Annotated in this window: 13 protein-coding genes; 2 read left to right on the plus strand and 11 right to left on the minus strand. The window is 60.8% G+C overall.

Features of this window, described 5'->3' with window-relative positions; translation table 11 throughout:
* Nucleotides 1–3: 3 nt before the first annotated feature.
* The 3 genes from JAO77_RS06915 to JAO77_RS06925 form a co-directional block, all read right to left on the minus strand.
* Entirely contained in the window at nucleotides 4–3483 is a 3480-nt protein-coding gene (locus JAO77_RS06915; RefSeq protein WP_198989611.1) for a SusC/RagA family TonB-linked outer membrane protein, read from the minus strand.
* Between the two features lie 36 nt (nucleotides 3484–3519).
* Nucleotides 3520–4542 (minus strand): FecR family protein, encoded by a 1023-nt coding sequence (locus JAO77_RS06920; RefSeq protein ID WP_198989612.1) that lies wholly within the window; start codon nucleotides 4540–4542, stop codon nucleotides 3520–3522.
* A 121-nt stretch (nucleotides 4543–4663) separates the two neighbouring features.
* Nucleotides 4664–5233 carry an RNA polymerase sigma factor gene (locus JAO77_RS06925; RefSeq protein ID WP_198989613.1) on the minus strand — a complete coding sequence of 190 codons (570 nt, stop codon included), beginning with the start codon at nucleotides 5231–5233 and terminating at the stop codon, nucleotides 4664–4666.
* A 383-nt stretch (nucleotides 5234–5616) separates the two neighbouring features.
* Between JAO77_RS06925 and JAO77_RS06930 the strand changes: the two genes are divergently transcribed.
* Nucleotides 5617–7362: a sensor histidine kinase gene (locus JAO77_RS06930; protein WP_198989614.1), complete on the plus strand. Its 1746-nt coding sequence runs from the start codon at nucleotides 5617–5619 to the stop codon at nucleotides 7360–7362.
* Nucleotides 7363–7439: 77 nt separating this feature from the next.
* Nucleotides 7440–7739: a YidH family protein gene (locus JAO77_RS06935; protein ID WP_198989615.1), complete on the plus strand. Its 300-nt coding sequence runs from the start codon at nucleotides 7440–7442 to the stop codon at nucleotides 7737–7739.
* Here the strand turns inward: JAO77_RS06935 and JAO77_RS06940 are convergent, their stop codons facing one another.
* The 8 genes from JAO77_RS06940 to JAO77_RS06975 all read right to left on the minus strand — a co-directional run bounded on the left by JAO77_RS06940 (nucleotide 7740) and on the right by JAO77_RS06975 (nucleotide 15362).
* Nucleotides 7740–8030, minus strand: a complete 291-nt coding sequence (locus tag JAO77_RS06940; protein WP_198989616.1) for a circadian clock KaiB family protein — start codon at nucleotides 8028–8030, stop codon at nucleotides 7740–7742.
* Between the two features lie 192 nt (nucleotides 8031–8222).
* Nucleotides 8223–8807: an arylesterase gene (locus JAO77_RS06945; protein WP_198989617.1), complete on the minus strand. Its 585-nt coding sequence runs from the start codon at nucleotides 8805–8807 to the stop codon at nucleotides 8223–8225.
* A 249-nt stretch (nucleotides 8808–9056) separates the two neighbouring features.
* Complete coding sequence (locus tag JAO77_RS06950; RefSeq protein WP_198989618.1) at nucleotides 9057–9725, minus strand: carotenoid biosynthesis protein; 669 nt, start codon at nucleotides 9723–9725, stop codon at nucleotides 9057–9059.
* A gap of 76 nt (nucleotides 9726–9801) precedes the next feature.
* Nucleotides 9802–11301: a 1-hydroxycarotenoid 3,4-desaturase CrtD gene (crtD, locus tag JAO77_RS06955; protein WP_198989619.1), complete on the minus strand. Its 1500-nt coding sequence runs from the start codon at nucleotides 11299–11301 to the stop codon at nucleotides 9802–9804.
* Between the two features lie 39 nt (nucleotides 11302–11340).
* Nucleotides 11341–12534: a class I SAM-dependent rRNA methyltransferase gene (locus JAO77_RS06960; protein WP_198989620.1), complete on the minus strand. Its 1194-nt coding sequence runs from the start codon at nucleotides 12532–12534 to the stop codon at nucleotides 11341–11343.
* A gap of 89 nt (nucleotides 12535–12623) precedes the next feature.
* Nucleotides 12624–13067 (minus strand): SRPBCC family protein, encoded by a 444-nt coding sequence (locus tag JAO77_RS06965; protein ID WP_370549831.1) that lies wholly within the window; start codon nucleotides 13065–13067, stop codon nucleotides 12624–12626.
* 88 nt (nucleotides 13068–13155) lie between these two features.
* Nucleotides 13156–13848 (minus strand): OmpA family protein, encoded by a 693-nt coding sequence (locus tag JAO77_RS06970; protein ID WP_198989621.1) that lies wholly within the window; start codon nucleotides 13846–13848, stop codon nucleotides 13156–13158.
* 2 nt (nucleotides 13849–13850) lie between these two features.
* Entirely contained in the window at nucleotides 13851–15362 is a 1512-nt protein-coding gene (locus JAO77_RS06975; RefSeq protein ID WP_198989622.1) for a hypothetical protein, read from the minus strand.
* Nucleotides 15363–15455 lie beyond the last annotated feature (93 nt).

Raw genomic sequence — 15455 nt, forward strand, 5'->3', positions numbered from 1 at the left:
CAGTTAAATCCCTACCGTTAGGTTAATGCCCATCGTGCGGGTGCTCGGAAACTGCCCCAGCTCAAATCCTAGGTCGATAGTCCCGTCGTTGAGGGTGCCAAACTCCGGGTCGAAGGCCGGCCAGTTGGTGAGGATGAACAAGTCGCGCCCATAGAGGCCAATGGACGCCTGCGTGAGGTGCAGCTTGCTGAGCAGAGACGGCGGCAGGGCATAGTCGAGGCGCAGCTCGCGCAGCTTGATAAAGTCGGTGCGGAAGAGATTGGCTTCCACGTTGTCGCGGCCGTAGTGAGCGGTGTAGTAAGTAGCTAGGTTTTCGGCCACCACGTCGTTGGGGCGGTAAGTGCCGTCGCCGTTATTAATCACGCCCTGGCCCACAATGCCGTTGTAGCGGCCGGGCAGCGTGAGCTTGGTTTTGCCCTGCTCGGCCAGCACGGCATTGGTCATAGAGTAGGATTTTGCCCCAAACTGGCTGTCGAACAATACATTCAGCCGGAATTGCCGGTACGTGAACTCGGTGCCCGCGCTAGCCTTCCACAGGGGCAGGGCGCTGCCTAGGTACTTCACACCATCGGCCAAAATGGGGTAGCCATTCTGGTACACAATCTGGCCATCGGGGGCGCGCTCGTAGCCGCGGCCGTAGATGGCGCCCATGCTGCCGCCCGGCCGCGCCTCTACCGAGCCCCGGCCGCCGGGGCCGCGCTGTAGCTGGTAGGTGAGTACGCTATCGGCCAGCTCTATTACTTGGTTGCGGTTGGCGGTGTAGGTGCCATACACGCGCCAGCCCAGGCCGCGGGCATTATTCAGCAGGCGCGCATTGGCAGTTATTTCGATGCCCTTGTTGCGCACCAGGCCAGCGTTGAGCACGGCCGTGTTGTAGCCCGAGGCCCGGTCCACGGGCACGCTCAAAATCTGGTTCGAGGTATTGTTGCGGTACACCGTCACGTCCAGCCCAATGCGGTTTTGCCAGAAGCGCACGTCGGCGCCCAGCTCCACGCTTTCGGTGCTGCGGGGCTTTAGGCCGGCGTTGGCAATGGAGCTCGGGTTGCTCAGGCCCGAGGCGTAGCCCGTGGCCACGGCGTAGGTGTAAGAGGTGAGGTAGGGCGACGTGCCGCCGCTGCCCACCCGCGCCCACGAAGCCCGCAGCTTGGCAAACGAAATAGCCTTTGGCAGCGGCACGATGTCCGATACTATCGTGCTCAGGCTGGCCGAGGGGTAGAGCGGAATAGCCGTGATGCCACTGGCGCTCGACAAGGTGCTCGACCAGTCCTTGCGGGCCGTCAAGTCGAGGTACACCAGTTTGTTATAAGAAATCGAACCTAGGGCGTACAAGCCGTTCAGCGCGTACTCGGCGCGGTAGGGCAGCGCAATGGGCAGGTCGCGGCTATTGGCGAAGGTGAACACGCCGGGGTAGAGCAGGCGCTCGGCCCGCAGTTCATCCTTATTGTAGCGGTTGCGCAGGCGGCTGCCACCCACCGACAGGCTCGTTTCCAGCTTGTTAAACTGGTGGGCGTACTGAAGTAGAAAGTCGTGGTTAATCTCCTGCGAGAATACGTTTTGCGTCCGAAACATGCCCTCCTTGTACTTCTCTGTGTCCTTGGGGCGCTGCTGCGAGCGGGCCTCATAGGAATAGTCCAGCGTCGAGCGCAGCATTAGGTTAAAGCCCTTGGCAAAGGCGTAGTTAATCTGCACGTTGCCTGTCAGCTGGTGGCGGTTGGCCTTGTTGAGCATCTCATTGGCAATGAGATAGGGGTTGTCTATCAGGCTGCTGAAGGGGTAGCGCTGCGTAATCCCTGTCGCGCCGGGCAGCCAGTAGTCTTTCAGCCAATCTAGGCTGTTGTTGGGCACCTGTAAGATGGCCCAGTACATGATAGTCTGGTTGTTATAGCCCGTCGAAGGCAGGTTGTCGCTGAAGCGGTTGGTGTAGTTGACCTTCGTCGATACTCGCAGCTTATCCGTGATTTTTTGGCTGGCCGACAGCGCGATGGTATTGCGGTCGTAGCCCGTGTTCGGGATAATCCACTGGTTCTGCAAGTTGGTGAGCGACAGGCGCACGGCCGTGCGGTCGGTGCCGCCATCCAGCACCAGCGTGTTGGTGAACGTGCGGCCAGTTTGGAAAAAGCCCTTGCGGTTGTCGGGGTAGGCCACCCAGGGCGTGCGCTCGGTGCCGCCCGTGTTGGTGGCTACGTCGTACTGAAAAAAGGACTGCCCCTCGAACCTAGGGCCCCAGGCCGAGCTAGTACTGCGGGTGCTGACCCCATCAGCCGTGGCGCCAAACGAATAGTAGTTTTCGCCCGCCGTGCCCTGGCCGTACTCATACTGATAATCAGGCCAGCGCGAAATCTGGTCAAAGGCCGAGTTTGAGTTGAACGTGACGCCGATACCTTTCTTGGCCTTGCCCGATTTGGTGGTAATAATCACGGCTCCGTTGCCGCCGCGAGCGCCGTAGAGGGCGGTGGCCGCCGGCCCCTTCAGCACCGTCACCGACTCGATGTCCTCGGGGTTAATATCATTGAGGCTGGTGCCAAAGTCCACCGGCGACTCGCTTTGCAAGTAAGCCGAGCTGCCGGTGCCGGTGGCACGGTTGCTGCCGCCTAGCACCACGCCATCCACCACGATGAGGGCGTCGTTGTCGCCGGCCAGCGAGTTTTCGCCCCGCAGAATAATGCGGTTCGAACCTGCCGGTCCGCCGCCCGACTTCACTAGGTTCAGGCCCGCTACTTTGCCCGCCAGCGCATCGGTCCAGTTGTTCGATTTGGCTTCGGTTAGCTGCTCGTTGCTGACGGTGGGGGCCGAGTAGCCCAGCTCCCGGTCCCCACGCTTGATGCCCAGCTGGGTCACCACCACTTCGCCCAGGCTGGTGGCGTCTTCCTGCAACACCACGTCGTAGATGGTTTTGTCGCCCACCGTCAGCTGCTCGGCCGCATAGCCGATAAAGCTAAATACCAGGGTGTTGCCCGGCTCCACATGCAGCTGGTAGCTGCCATCGTTGCCGCTGGTAGTGCCAGCGCTGCTGTCTTTTATACGAATGGAAACACCGGGTAGGCCCTCCCCCTTGGCGTCTACCACGCGGCCCCGCACCAGCACCGGGTCGGCGGCGCTAGTGGCGGCCGTGCTGCGCTCCACGGCCTTCACCACAATGCGCTTTTCCTGCACCGTAAACTGCACGCCGGCCTGCGCCGCCACTAGCGCCAGCACGGTTTTGAGGTTGCTGTGCGGCGCCTCTACCGTGATGCGGCGGCTGAGGCGGCTGGCCTGGTCTACCACCAGAAACCGGTAGCCCGTCTGCTGCTCGATGCTGGCTAGCACCTCGGCCAGCGGCTGCTGCCGCACCGAGAGGGCGCAGGGCGTGGCGGCCGGCTCTTGGGCCAGCACCTGCCCAGGGGCGGCGAGGGCGGCCGGGGCCGGGCTCAGCGCCAGCAGCCCTAGGCAAGCGAGCGCACTTCGCCAGGCCCGCGCTTGGCGGGGAGGTATCGATTTCTTCATGAGGTTGCTCGTGAGCTGGTTATGAACTAAAAAGCACTATTTAAGGGCCGCTTCGGCCGCTGCTCGTCTCAGGTAAATCACTTGGCCCTCACGGTGGTAGGCGAGGCCCCCAGCCTGCCGCAGCGCCTCAAGCACGCGCGGCAAAGGCTCATTGTCGAAGGTGGCCCAGAGGCGCACCTCGGCCGTGGCCGTGTCAGCAAATACCAGCTTCACGCCGTAGTGGCGCTCTAGCTGGGTGGCCACATCGGCCAGTTTCTCATTCTTGAAAACCAGTTGGTTGCGGCGCCACGCCAACACCTGGTGCCGGTCGAAGGCCTGCCGGTAGATGCGACCAGTAGCTACTTCGGTGCGCAGCTGCTGGCCGGGTGTGAGCAAGTAGTTGCCTTGCTTATCAAGCACTTCTACTTTGCCCTCGACCAGCGACACGGCCAGCTGGCGGGCCCCTGGCACGGCACTCACGTTAAACTTGGTGCCAAGCACCTGCGTTACCCAGGCCCCACTGTGCACCCGAAACGGTCGCCTAGGGTCTTTGCTCACCTCAAAAAAGGCTTCGCCCTCCAGGTACACCTCGCGCGAGGTGGCCGCAAACTGCGCCGGGTAGCGCAGCTGGCTTTGCGGGGCCAGCGTCACCACCGAGCCATCGGCCAGGTGCAGGCGCTGGGGCTGGCCGGCTGCCGCACGGTACACGCGGTAGGCCAGCGCCGGTGCCGGCCGGCTATAGAAATAGGCGCCACCTAGGGCGCTCAGCAGCAGCATTATGGCCGCTGCTAGCTGGTAGGTCCGCGCCAGCAGCAGCTGCCAGCGGCGCACGGGCACGGCAGCCGGTACGGCTACTTGGGTAGGCTGTGCCAGCCGGGCTTTTAGCCGACCTAGGGCCGCCGCAGTTTCGGCCGGGGCAGTGGGAATTTGGCTAACCTGCCACACGGTTTTCAGCTGCTCGAAAGTGCGCTCGTGGTCGGGCGACTGGGCGACCCAGGTGGCGAGCTGCTCGTTCTCGTCCGACGAAGTCTGGCGGGCGAGGTAGCGGGCAATGAGCAGGTAGGTTTCTTCTTGTTGCAAGGGGCCAGCGGCCGGCGCTGAATGCCGTCGCTGCTGTTATGACGCCGCCGCCCCCTCACCTCGTGACACGCAAACCAGCTCTTAACCAAATGGTAACAGCCGTAACCTAGGCATAATCTGCCTATTGCACACCCGAGGCGTAGAGCGTGCTCTTCAAGAAACGCAGCGCCCGAAACATGTGCGTCTTCACCGAATTAATTGAAATAGCCAGCAGCCCGGCAATCTCATCATAAGTGAGGCCACCATCGCGGTGCAGCTGAAATACTTGGCGCGTGCGCTCGGGCAGCTGCCCGATGAGATGGCCCACCTGCTCGCTCAGCTCCTGGAAAGCCAGCAGCTGGTCGGGCTGCAGGTGCGCGGCGTCGGGCTCGGTCGTGGGCAGCTCGTCGGCCGCGTCGAGCGGGGCGCGGCGCTGCTCGCGCAGGCGGTCAAAGGCGCGGTGCTTCACGGCCGTGTAGAGGTAGGCGGCCAGCGAGCCCTGCACGGCCAGCTGCGTGCGGTGTGCCCACAGCGTGCAAAAGACTTCGGCCACCGCGTCTTCGGCGGCATCGGTGGGGTAGCGCAGCAGGGTCTGCGCGTAGCGCAGCAGGCCGGGGTAGTAGCGCGTGAACAGGGCCCCGAAAGCCGCCTCATTGCTCAGGGCTAAGGCAGCTAAAAACTGCTTGTCGGAAGAGCTAATTGAAAACGTCATACCAGCCGACAAAGCTATTGGGCGGGTGAGCCCACCAGATTACCGGCGCGTTACGGTATGATTAAAATTAGTTTGGATAGTCCTACGGAGCGATTTAAGTCAATGCCGATGGCGTGGGGAAGAGTCCCGCGCTGACTATACTTTTTTACACCGCTCCTTATGGCAATGGCGCGGTAGCCACTTGCTTCTGGCAATGGCATTGTGCGCCGCAAAAACTAGCGCTCTGGCAGGTCGTCCTTTTGGCTGTGAAGGACCACTTAGGACTGAAGACAGAAGGGAAAACGTAAAAGCAGCTTCTAATTCAGGTCATTCGCGCTTTTCTTGCGTACTGTTATACTGCCTGTTCCATAAAAAGGCCTCGCGGTATGGCTGCACGCGCTTTTATGTCTTCTTCTTCTCTCTCCGACGATAATTTACCCGATGAAGCTCTGGCAGCACGTCTATTCCCGGGTGGCGGTGAGATGGGTCGCCGAATCAGGGCGCTAGACTGGGCGCAGACGCAGCTGGGGCCGGTGTGCACTTGGCCGCAGAGCCTGCGCACGGCGGTGAGCATTATGCTGGGCTCCCGCTTTCCAATGATGGTGCATTGGGGACCCGAACTAGTGCAATTCTACAACGACGGCTATTCGCGTATTCTGCAGGATAAGCACCCCGGCGCCCTAGGGCAGCCCGCCGAGCCATGGTGGCGCGAAATGTGGCCTTTTCTGAGCAATATCTTCGACCCGGTGCTGCGAGGCGAATCCACCTTTTTTGAAAACGGCCTGGTGCTGCCCAACCGGCAGGGATTTGTGGAGGAAGCCTACTTCACGTTTTCGCACAGTCCTATCCACGACGAAGCAGGGAATATTAGCGGCATCTATGTGACGGCGCTGGAAACTACCACTACCGTGCTGCAACAGCGGCGGCTAGCGCTGCTCAGTCAACTCACGTCCCAAACAGCGCTGTCGGCGCGGCCAGCCGAGGCGGCCCAGCACCTCATGGCGGCCCTAGCCACCAATACTGACGACATACCTTTTGCCCTGCTATATGCCCGGCCCGCCACTGCCCCTGAGGCAGAGCTGCGGGCTTGGTTTGGGCTGCCGGCGGGAGAGCCCGCCGCTCCCGCTACGCTGCCGGCTCAGCCTGGGCAAGTAGGTTGGCCACTAGCCGAAGCTCTGGCCGCCAATGCGCCCCTGCTCATAGAAAGCTTAGCCGAGCGGTTTGCCTCTTGGCCCGCCGGCGACTGGCCCGAGCTGCCTACGAAGGCCCTTTTGCTGCCGCTGCAAGGAGGCACTACTAGCACAAGCGTTCGGCATGTGCTTATCGTGGGCCTGAGTGCGCGCCGGCCGCTGGATGCAGCATATCTCGATTTTTTTAACCTAGTAACCGACTACGCTGGCCGGGCGCTGGCCAGGGCCGCCGCCGCCCACGAGGCCCAGCGGTTCAACCAAACCCTACGCGAAACCAACGCCTCGCTCGATTCCTTCGTGCACATTGTGGCCCACGACCTGAAAGGCCCGGTTACAAACCTGCAGAGCCTGCTGGATGTGTACCACGAAGAAGCCCCTGGCCCAACCCAAGACCATGTGATGAGCTTGCTGGGCCAAGAAATAAACCGGCTATCGGGCACCATGCAGGGTATGCTACAAGTGCTGTACACACAGCACGGAGCCGCCGTTCCTGCTCCCGAGCTGGTACTCTTTGCCGAGGTGTATGCTACGGTGCAGGCCGAAGTAGCCGACCTAGTGCATCAGCAGCTAGGGCAGCTCGTCGCTAATTTTCAGGCGGCTCCCAGCGTGCGGTACCCGCGCCTCTACCTCGAAAGCATTCTGAAAAACCTGGTGCACAACGCGCTGAAATACCGCGCGGCCACACGGCCACCCGTGATTCAGGTACAAACCCGTCGGCAGGGAGCAGCCGTGGTGCTCACTGTGGCCGACAACGGGCGCGGCATTGACCTCGACCGCGACCGGAAGCGCCTGTTTCAGCCGTTTAGCCGCCTCACCGCCGATGGCGAAGGCGCCGGCCTGGGCCTGCACATGATACAAACGATAGTGCAGCACCGCGGTGGCACGCTCGATGTGAGCAGTACCCTAGGCCAGGGCACCACCTTTACGGTGATGCTGCCCGACGCGCCGCCGGCCAAGTAAGGGTGCCGCTCCATACCCCACCGCCCGTGGGCAAGCCACTTGCGTAAGGGAGAAAACCTACCAATCGGCTTCTGCCCATGCCCGCTGACCTTTCCAACCCTCTGCCCCTATCAGACCAGCTAGCCCTGCAGCGCACTCGCCTCGCCAATGAGCGTACCCTGCTAACGTATGTGCGCACGGCGCTGGCGCTGGTAGGCTTTGGGCTGACGCTCATTCAGTTTCATCCCGAGCGGGGCGGGCGCCTCGGCTACACGGCACTGGGCGGGGGCGGCATGGTGCTGCTGGTGGGCCTGCTGCGGTTTCGCGTGCATCGCCGCCAGCTGGTGGCCTGTCAGGCGGGCGGGCCTAGGCCCACCGAGCAACGTAAGCCCGACTAATTAAATCAATAGCCCCAGCGCCTTCAGCACGCGCGGCCGGTCCGAGAGGTCGCCTACCAGCCGCCGCACCAGGCCGGGACGCTTTTTGATGAGGCAGGGTAGACCCAGCAGCTCCTCTTGCAGCGTGCGCTCGGGATGCTGCTGCACATCGACCACCTCTAGCGCATAGCGCCCACTCAAGTACTGCGTACAGATGTCCCGAATGTTGCGCTCGGCCACCCGCGACTTCTCAGTGGCGCCCGCCACAAAAAGATAGAGGTCGTACTCGGGCTCGGAAAGTAGAGATGGCATACAAGCGGGGCGCTGCGTTGCACAAGCTAAGCACCGAGTTTCGTCGTGACGGAATGTAGCACCTAGGGCCAGCCACCAAGCCGGTAGCTGGCCCTAGGTGCCATGCGAACCCCAAAAATACAGTGCCCAACCAGGTGTGCTAATGGGTGGCGCCATTTAGCCCGCGGCCCCTGCCCTGAGGCCCTAGGTGTACTATGCCGCCACTTGCAGCAGCGGCTCTAGCACGGCCCACACATTGCTGGCCAGCAGGCGCTGGCCAGCGGCGTTGGGGTGCACGCGGTCGGCTAGGTTGAGCTGAGGACGGCCCAGTACTCCCGCCAGCAGCGAAGGCACAAAGGCCACGCCTTCTGCCTCAGCCAGCGAGCGAAATAGGCCCGCAAACTCCTGGGCGTAGCGCGCCAGGCCAGGCACACCCAGCGGCCCTAGGTCAAACGGAAACTCCAGGCCCGCCAGCACCAGCTGCGCCTGCGGAAACTGCCGCCGCACCTCGGTGAGGATGTAGCGCAGATTGGCCACCGTTTCGCGCACCGCAATGCCGCGCAGGCCGTCGTTGGCCCCTAGGGCCAGCACAAAAATATCGGGCGCTTGGCGAGCCAGCACGCTGGGCAGGCGCTGGCGGCCGCCAGCGCTGGTTTCGCCGCTCACGCCATAGTTGAGGGCGCGGTAGTGGAGCCCGGCCGCGTCGAGCTTCTGCTGAATTTGGGCCGGGAAGCTATCGGCCGTCGGCAAGCCGTAGCCCGCCGTGAGGCTATCACCAAAGAAAATTATATTTTTCATTTAACTGAATAAGCCTGCTGCCTGGCCATCGAAACCAAGCGCAGCGCGCAATATCGAAGAAATAACTGCCCTAAAAGACCAGCGTGTTTAGGACCTGCGTTGCCAGATGGCCCCAGCTATACTACAAAAAAACGGGCCAGATAATTTCTTATTCTAAGCTCCCAAGGAGCAATAAATAACCCCCTAAGCAAGTGCTTGCCTAGGGGGTTGAAGAGGTGTTATAAAGCGAAACACACCCAGGAAGCAGACCTAGGGATGCAGCAAGCTGAGTACGAAGAAGAAGAGCAACTGCACCAGATACACGAGCGGCACCAGCGGGTTGCGCTTAATAAAGGAGCCGCGCTGAAACAGCATCTGCATCACCAGCGACAACAGAAACCAGTCGCGAAAATTGCGCAGCGGAATCACGTTGCCGGTCCAGTGCCAGAAGTCGTAGCGGCTGGCCACGGGCTCTAGGCACAAATCGAAGCCCACCATGAGGGCCGCCCCCACCAGTATCCGAAACAGCATGGGCAGGGGTAAATAGGTCGTGAGCATGCCCGCGCAATACGTCACAATCACCCAATTGAGGCCAATCAGCCAGGGCACGTCCATGTATTTGGGACCTAGAGTGGCGCCGTAGTTGTAGCTGCCAAAAACAACCCCAGTCTTGACGCCCACAAACTCGGCGGTAAACCCCAGCAGGAACGCTTGCATCACAAATAGCCAAAAGCCCCAGTTGCGCTCGGGCTGAAACGCCCCTAGCAGCCCCGCCGTGAGCAGTAGCGTGAGCGGCGTGTACTTGAGGTAAAACGCCTTATCCTGAGCAAAAGCCAGCCCCACGAAGCCCGTGAGGTGAAACAGCAAAATCAGCCCTTGCGCCACGCGCAGCCGCGAAGTAGGCGCGGCCGAAGGCGTCGGTGAATTCGAAAACTCCATAGATAGGAGTTAAGAGTTGAGAGTTATGAGTCAAGAATTGCTGATAGGCTAACTCTTAACTCGTAACTCTCAACTCTTAACTAATTAAGTCGGCGACTATTTTAGCCGAGAGTAAACATAACGGAATGCCGCCGCCCGGGTGCACCGAGCCGCCACAAAAGTACAGTCCGTGAAGTCGGCCCGAAAAGTTGGGGTGCCGCAAAAAAGCGGCCAGCGCATTATTGCTGGAGCTCCCGTAGAGCGCGCCCCCAAACGACGAAGTATCAGCCGCGATGCCGGGCGGCGTCCACACTTTTTCGGCCGCGATAAGCGGCTCTAGGTCAACGCCTAGCGTGCGGCTGAGCTTAGCCAGCACCACGCGGCGGGTGTGGGCCGTGAGGGCGGCCCAGTCCTGGCCTTCGTCATGTGGCACGTTCACCATCACAAACCAGTTTTCGTGGCCGGCAGGCGCATCAGAAGGCGTTTTCTTAGAGGTGATGTTGACGTATACCGTGACATCGTCGGCCACAGTTTTCTCTTGGAAAATGGCGTCGAACTCGCGCTTGTAGTCGGCCGAGAAGAAGATATTATGCAAGTCCAGCTCAGCAAACTCGCGGGCGATGCCCCAGTAGAAAATGAGCGCTGACGATGAGCGCGGCTGCCCTAGTGTGCGCTCGGGCGCGGGCTGCTGGGGCAGTAGCTTACGGTAGGTGGGCACCACATCCATGTTGCTCACCACCACACCAAAGTCGTAAATATCCTGGTCGGTGCGCACGCCCGTGACGAGGTCGCCGGCCGTCAGAATCTCTCGTACTGGTTCGTTAAAGCGAAACTTCACGCCAAACTCCTCACCTAGGCGATGCAAACTTTGGGCGATGGCATAGATGCCACCTTCCGGGTAAAACGCCCCGATGCCGTGCTCCAGGTGCGGAATGAGCGAGAGGGTAGCTGGCGCCTGGTAGGGGTCGGAGCCGTTGTAAGTAGCGTAGCGGTCAAACAGCTGCACCAGCCGCGGGTCATTAGCAAATGCCTTTTCGTGGCGCGCGTGCATCGTGCCCGTAAGACCTAGGGACGGCAGCGCGGCCACGGCTTTCAGTGTTTCGGGGCTGAAATAAGTGCCCGCCTTATGTAGCGACTTGTGCAGAAAGGTGCCCGCCGTGGCGTCGTATGCCCGCCCACTTCGACCTAGGAACTGCGTAACCGCCGCCGCTGGGGTGCCTAGCTTCTGCTCGACCTCGGCGGCAAATTTGCGGCTGTCGGCCCAAGCCGTGAGGCGCGTGCCATCGGCAAAAAAGTAGTTCGTAATCGGGTCGAGCCGCTCGTAGCGGAAGTAATCGGTCGGCTCGCGGTGGGCCAGCCGAAAAACATCGTCCACCAGCTGCGGCAGCGTAAACAGCGATGGCCCCGCGTCGAAGCGGTAGCCAACCGGCAGCTCAAACTGGTGCATCTTGCCCCCAAACGAGCCGCTGGCCTCAAACACTGTGACCGGGTGCCCCGCCACCGCCAGCCGCGCCGCGGCGGCAAGCCCCGCCACCCCCGCGCCAATGACGGCAACCGGTTGGCGAGAGGGCGGGGATTTCTGCTTTTTAGTAAACACGCTTGTAGTACCGAAGAAGGGGCTGCGAAAGTTCGGTATTTACTCGACCGCCAGTACCAAGCCCTTCAAATAAGCGCCCTCGGGGTGAAACAAGCTTACCGGGTGGTCGGCGGGCTGGGTGAGGCGGTGCAGGATGCGCGCCGGCCGCCCAGCCTCGATGGCAGCGGCTAGCACCGCGCCTTCGAACAGCTCGGGGCTAACAACTTGGGAGCACGAGAAGGTGAAGAGTAGCCCGCCCGGCGCGAGATGCGCGATGCCCGAGGCATTGAGGCGCTTGTAGCCCATGAGGGCGGCGTGGCGGGCACCCATGTGCTTGGCAAAAGCAGGCGGGTCGAGCACCAGCAGGTCGTACTCGGCCGAGTGGCTTTTAAGGAAGCTGAGCACGTCTTCGGGGTAAGCGGCGTGGCGCTCGGCGTGGCTCGATAGCTCGGCGTTGCGCTCGGTGAGGGCGATGGCTTTTTTGCTGCTATCGACGGAATGCACTAGCTCGGCGCCCGCTTCCAGGGCGTACACCGAAAAGCCGCCAGTATAGCAGAAGGTATTGAGCACGCGGCGACCGGGCGCATAGCGGGCCAGCAGGGCACGGTTATCGCGCTGGTCAATGAAGAAGCCGGTTTTCTGGCCCGTTTCCCAGTCTACGGCAAACTGGTGGCCGTTCTCCGTCACAATGTGCTCGGCGCCGGTGCTTTCGCCGAAGAGGTAACCGTTTTTAGCGTCGCCCACGGCGTTGCCGGGCACGGTTTCCGAGCTCTTGTCATAGATGGCGCGTAATTTGTCGCCAAACACAACTTGCAGGGCGCTAGCAATTTCGGGGCGGGCGCGGTACATGCCCACGCTATGCGCCTGCACCACGGCCACGTCGCCATACACGTCGATGATGAGGCCGGGCAGACCGTCGCCCTCGGCGTGTACCAGCCGGAATACGTTGGTGTCAGCCGTGCCCGTGAGGGCCAGGCGCTGTCGCAGGGCGTAGGCGTTAGCAAGTTTTTTAACCCAAAAATCAGGGGTAGGTAGCTCAGCCACTTGCCCAAAATCTAGCATCCGCACCGCGATGGAGCCGCCGCCCGAGTAGTGGCCCACGCCCAGCAATTCGCCCGCTTGAGTCTCAACGCGTACAGCTTCGCCCTCCGTGGGCTCGCCCTGCACGCGGGCAATAGCACCCGAAAACACCCAGGGATGGCGGCGGCGCAGGGAGTGGTCTTTTCCGTTTTTGAGGACGATGGTGGCGGGCATGTGGTAGTGCTTAGTTATCGGTGCTTGGTATTTGAGTACAAAGGTCGCACCTTTCTGCCGCCCCATATCTAAGCACCAAGCACTAGCAGCTAAGCACCAAAAAAGCGCCGGTACACCGGCCCGCGCAGCTTGAACTGCGCCCACATGGCGGGCCGAATCAGCCAGTCGAGCCAGCGGCGGCCGGTGCTGAAATTAATATCTTCCACGATGACAGTGCCGCCGCCCGGCGCGGGCTGTAGCAGGTGGCGGTGCCGCCACTGCCGCAGCGGCGCGGGCAGCGTTTGGCCCTCATCCACAAAGTAGTGCGTGCCGTCGGGCAGCACGCTGTTGTCGGTGATGAGCGAGATCCAGCGCCAGCGCTTGGGGCCAACTTGCAGCTCGATAATCACCGTGTCGCCGGGGCGGTTGCCGTCGTAGCGGATGAGGTGAAACTGCGGAAACGGCGGGGCCAGGGCTACAAAAAGCTCCTTAGTGAAGCCGGCCATAACGGCAGCCGGCGGCTGAGCTACTGGGAAACGGAGAACGAGGTGCACGCGGTGAAATAGATAAGTAGTAAGCTAGGGCGTTGGTATACAGCCAAGCGGCTATCTAGGGTTGCTTACTGCGCACTACTTGCCCATTTCACTTCTTTATCGCTTCGAGCGAGCCTATTTTGGGCTGAATCTGGATGATAAAGCGCTTATTAAGTTCTTCTTGTGCGTCGCGGTAGCGGTTTACGCCGCCGAAGCCACTGCCCGCCGGTACGACTTCGTAACGCGGGGCCGGAAATACAATACCCGCCTCGCGCCACAGTTGGTACACCGCCAGCGCCCGCAGGTAGCTGAGCTGGCGGGTGGCCGGCCCGTCGTAGTTCTGCGGCGAATTGTAGGAGTAGGTACCGTCGGCCTGGCGGGTGGCGTAGCGGGCCGTGCGACCTTCGATAACTACCAGGTATTGAATGTTATCCTGCTCATTGAGCGAGCTCAATTGGCTAACCAAAAACCGACCGGCCTGAATCAGCTTCGGTTTGTAGGCTTCTTTTAAAACGGGGCTGCTCGGGTCGAAAATGACGTCGAAGCTCAACTCGTAGCGCTTGAAATCCTTATTGTAAATAAAGTACTTCGGGTTTTCCAGCCGCTTCAGGGCCTGCTTTATCTCGTCGATTTTCTTTTTCTCTCGGAGCTGCACTTTTAGTTGCGCGTTGGCGCGCACCAGACCCTGCTGCTTGTCCTGAAATAGCTTGTAGCTCAGCACAAACAACACCAGCATCGTCAGAAACAAGGCCGTCATCAAATCGACGTAGCTGGGCCAGAAAAAGTCTTTGCTTTGCTTCATGGCTAGCGAATGGGACGGCCTTTTTTACCCAAAACGGTGCGCTGAAACCAGTTGGGCTCGGTCAACTGCTCTAGCACCGCATTGGTGCGGTCGAGTTGGCGCAGTAGCTCGCGCTGTACCTGCTCGTCGCGCTCCAGGCGCAGCTGCAAGCCAGCCAGCGCCTCGGCGCTGCGGCGCGCCTGCGCCTCCTGCAACTGATTGAGGGCCTGCTGCTGCGCTGGTAGCTGCTGAAACGGGTTCAGGTACTCGACTATCTTCTGGTACACGTTGTCCTTGTTAAGCTGCCGGAAGTAGGCATCCCATTGCACGTGGGCCGACTGCGCCTGCGCCACAAACTCGTCGCGGCGCTTTTCGAGCACCTCGTTCATCTTGTGAGCGTCCTCGCTCAGCGCCTGCGTTACGCCCTGGCTAATCTGCGAGAGCAGCGCCTGGTGCTGCCCAAAAAACTGCGCCTGCTCCCGAATGCGGGCGTCGTGCTGTTCCAAGTAGCCAGGCACCTGCTTCAGAGCCGCCTCTAGGCTACCGAGGCGGTCGAGCAGGCTCGTGATGGTTTGGGCCGTGTCGGCGCCCTTGCTCACGGCTACGTTCAGGCTCTGCTGGTACCCTAAGAACTTCTCAAAAGAGGCCGCGCTCTCATCTACGCGGTCAAACACCTTAATGGTAGCGTTGGCCAGCTCGGTGTAGCCTATCTGTTGCAGCTTTTCGAGGAAGTTTTTCTGGATGCTGATATTCTCCGTGATGCGGCTGATGAGCGGCGTAAATTCCGCGATTTTCGAGAAAAAATCAGCCTGTATTTTCGAGAAAAAGTCCTGGTTAAATGTGTCCAGCACCGCCTTCAGATTGCTCATGCTGGCCTGCATGTCCGAGTTGAGCCGGGGTAGTAGTGCCTTTTGCAGGAAGTTGTAGTAGCCGTTTTTGTAACGGTCGCGCTGGGCGCGGGCCGATTTTAGCAGTTGGTTGCCCCCTAGGGTCAGCGCCAGACCAATAAAGCTGCCACTCATGGCGATAAGAATACCGCCCAAAAAGTGCGTCACATCGGCGTTATTAAACGATGACTCGCCCGCTGCTGCCTCGCCCCCAAATGGGTTAACCAACGCTATCAGGCCCAGAATGGCACCTAGGAACGTGCCCAGCAGCCCCAGGTAAAGCGGCGTCGAAATCTGCGCCTCAATCTCCTGGTCGAGTAGCGCGGCCTCGCGCTCCGAGATGTCGCGCAGCGTGTTGAAGTCGGCCGCCGCGCCCTTGTTGGCGCGCAGGTAGTCGTTGGTGTCCGTGATGATTTGGGCAAACTCAGGGCTGGGCCGGTTCACGGTGAGGGCGTCGTACTCCTGGGGCACGTAGCTGTCGGTGTAGCGTAGTTCGGCGTTGGCATCCACGGCCTGCACGCCGAGCTGCGCCACTTCGGGATACATAGCCTGCACCCGCGCAATGAGGCGGCGATTCGTCAGGAAAACGAATACTTGCCAGGCAATTAGCCCCAGAATCAGGACGACTTCGAGTAGTTGTAAGAGCATTTTTTACTAATCTAAGTCATGCAGAGCGTAGCGAAGCATCTCGCGTGGCGCAGTAATCCTAAACGTTAGAGATTACTGCACCACGCGAGATGC

The sequence above is a fragment of the Hymenobacter sp. BT559 genome (assembly GCF_016427535.1).
Lineage (GTDB): Bacteria > Bacteroidota > Bacteroidia > Cytophagales > Hymenobacteraceae > Hymenobacter.

What these genes read in the sequence shown, in the direction of transcription:
- JAO77_RS06915 (WP_198989611.1), bottom strand. Translation starts at nt 3,483, where the DNA reads ATGAAGAAATCGATACCTCCCCGCCAAGCGCGGGCCTGGCGAAGTGCG.
- JAO77_RS06925 (WP_198989613.1), bottom strand. Translation starts at nt 5,233, where the DNA reads ATGACGTTTTCAATTAGCTCTTCCGACAAGCAGTTTTTAGCTGCCTTA.
- JAO77_RS06930 (WP_198989614.1), top strand. Translation starts at nt 5,617, where the DNA reads ATGTCTTCTTCTTCTCTCTCCGACGATAATTTACCCGATGAAGCTCTG.
- JAO77_RS06935 (WP_198989615.1), top strand. Translation starts at nt 7,440, where the DNA reads ATGCCCGCTGACCTTTCCAACCCTCTGCCCCTATCAGACCAGCTAGCC.
- JAO77_RS06940 (WP_198989616.1), bottom strand. Translation starts at nt 8,030, where the DNA reads ATGCCATCTCTACTTTCCGAGCCCGAGTACGACCTCTATCTTTTTGTG.
- JAO77_RS06945 (WP_198989617.1), bottom strand. Translation starts at nt 8,807, where the DNA reads ATGAAAAATATAATTTTCTTTGGTGATAGCCTCACGGCGGGCTACGGC.
- JAO77_RS06950 (WP_198989618.1), bottom strand. Translation starts at nt 9,725, where the DNA reads ATGGAGTTTTCGAATTCACCGACGCCTTCGGCCGCGCCTACTTCGCGG.
- JAO77_RS06960 (WP_198989620.1), bottom strand. Translation starts at nt 12,534, where the DNA reads ATGCCCGCCACCATCGTCCTCAAAAACGGAAAAGACCACTCCCTGCGC.
- JAO77_RS06970 (WP_198989621.1), bottom strand. Translation starts at nt 13,848, where the DNA reads ATGAAGCAAAGCAAAGACTTTTTCTGGCCCAGCTACGTCGATTTGATG.
- JAO77_RS06975 (WP_198989622.1), bottom strand. Translation starts at nt 15,362, where the DNA reads ATGCTCTTACAACTACTCGAAGTCGTCCTGATTCTGGGGCTAATTGCC.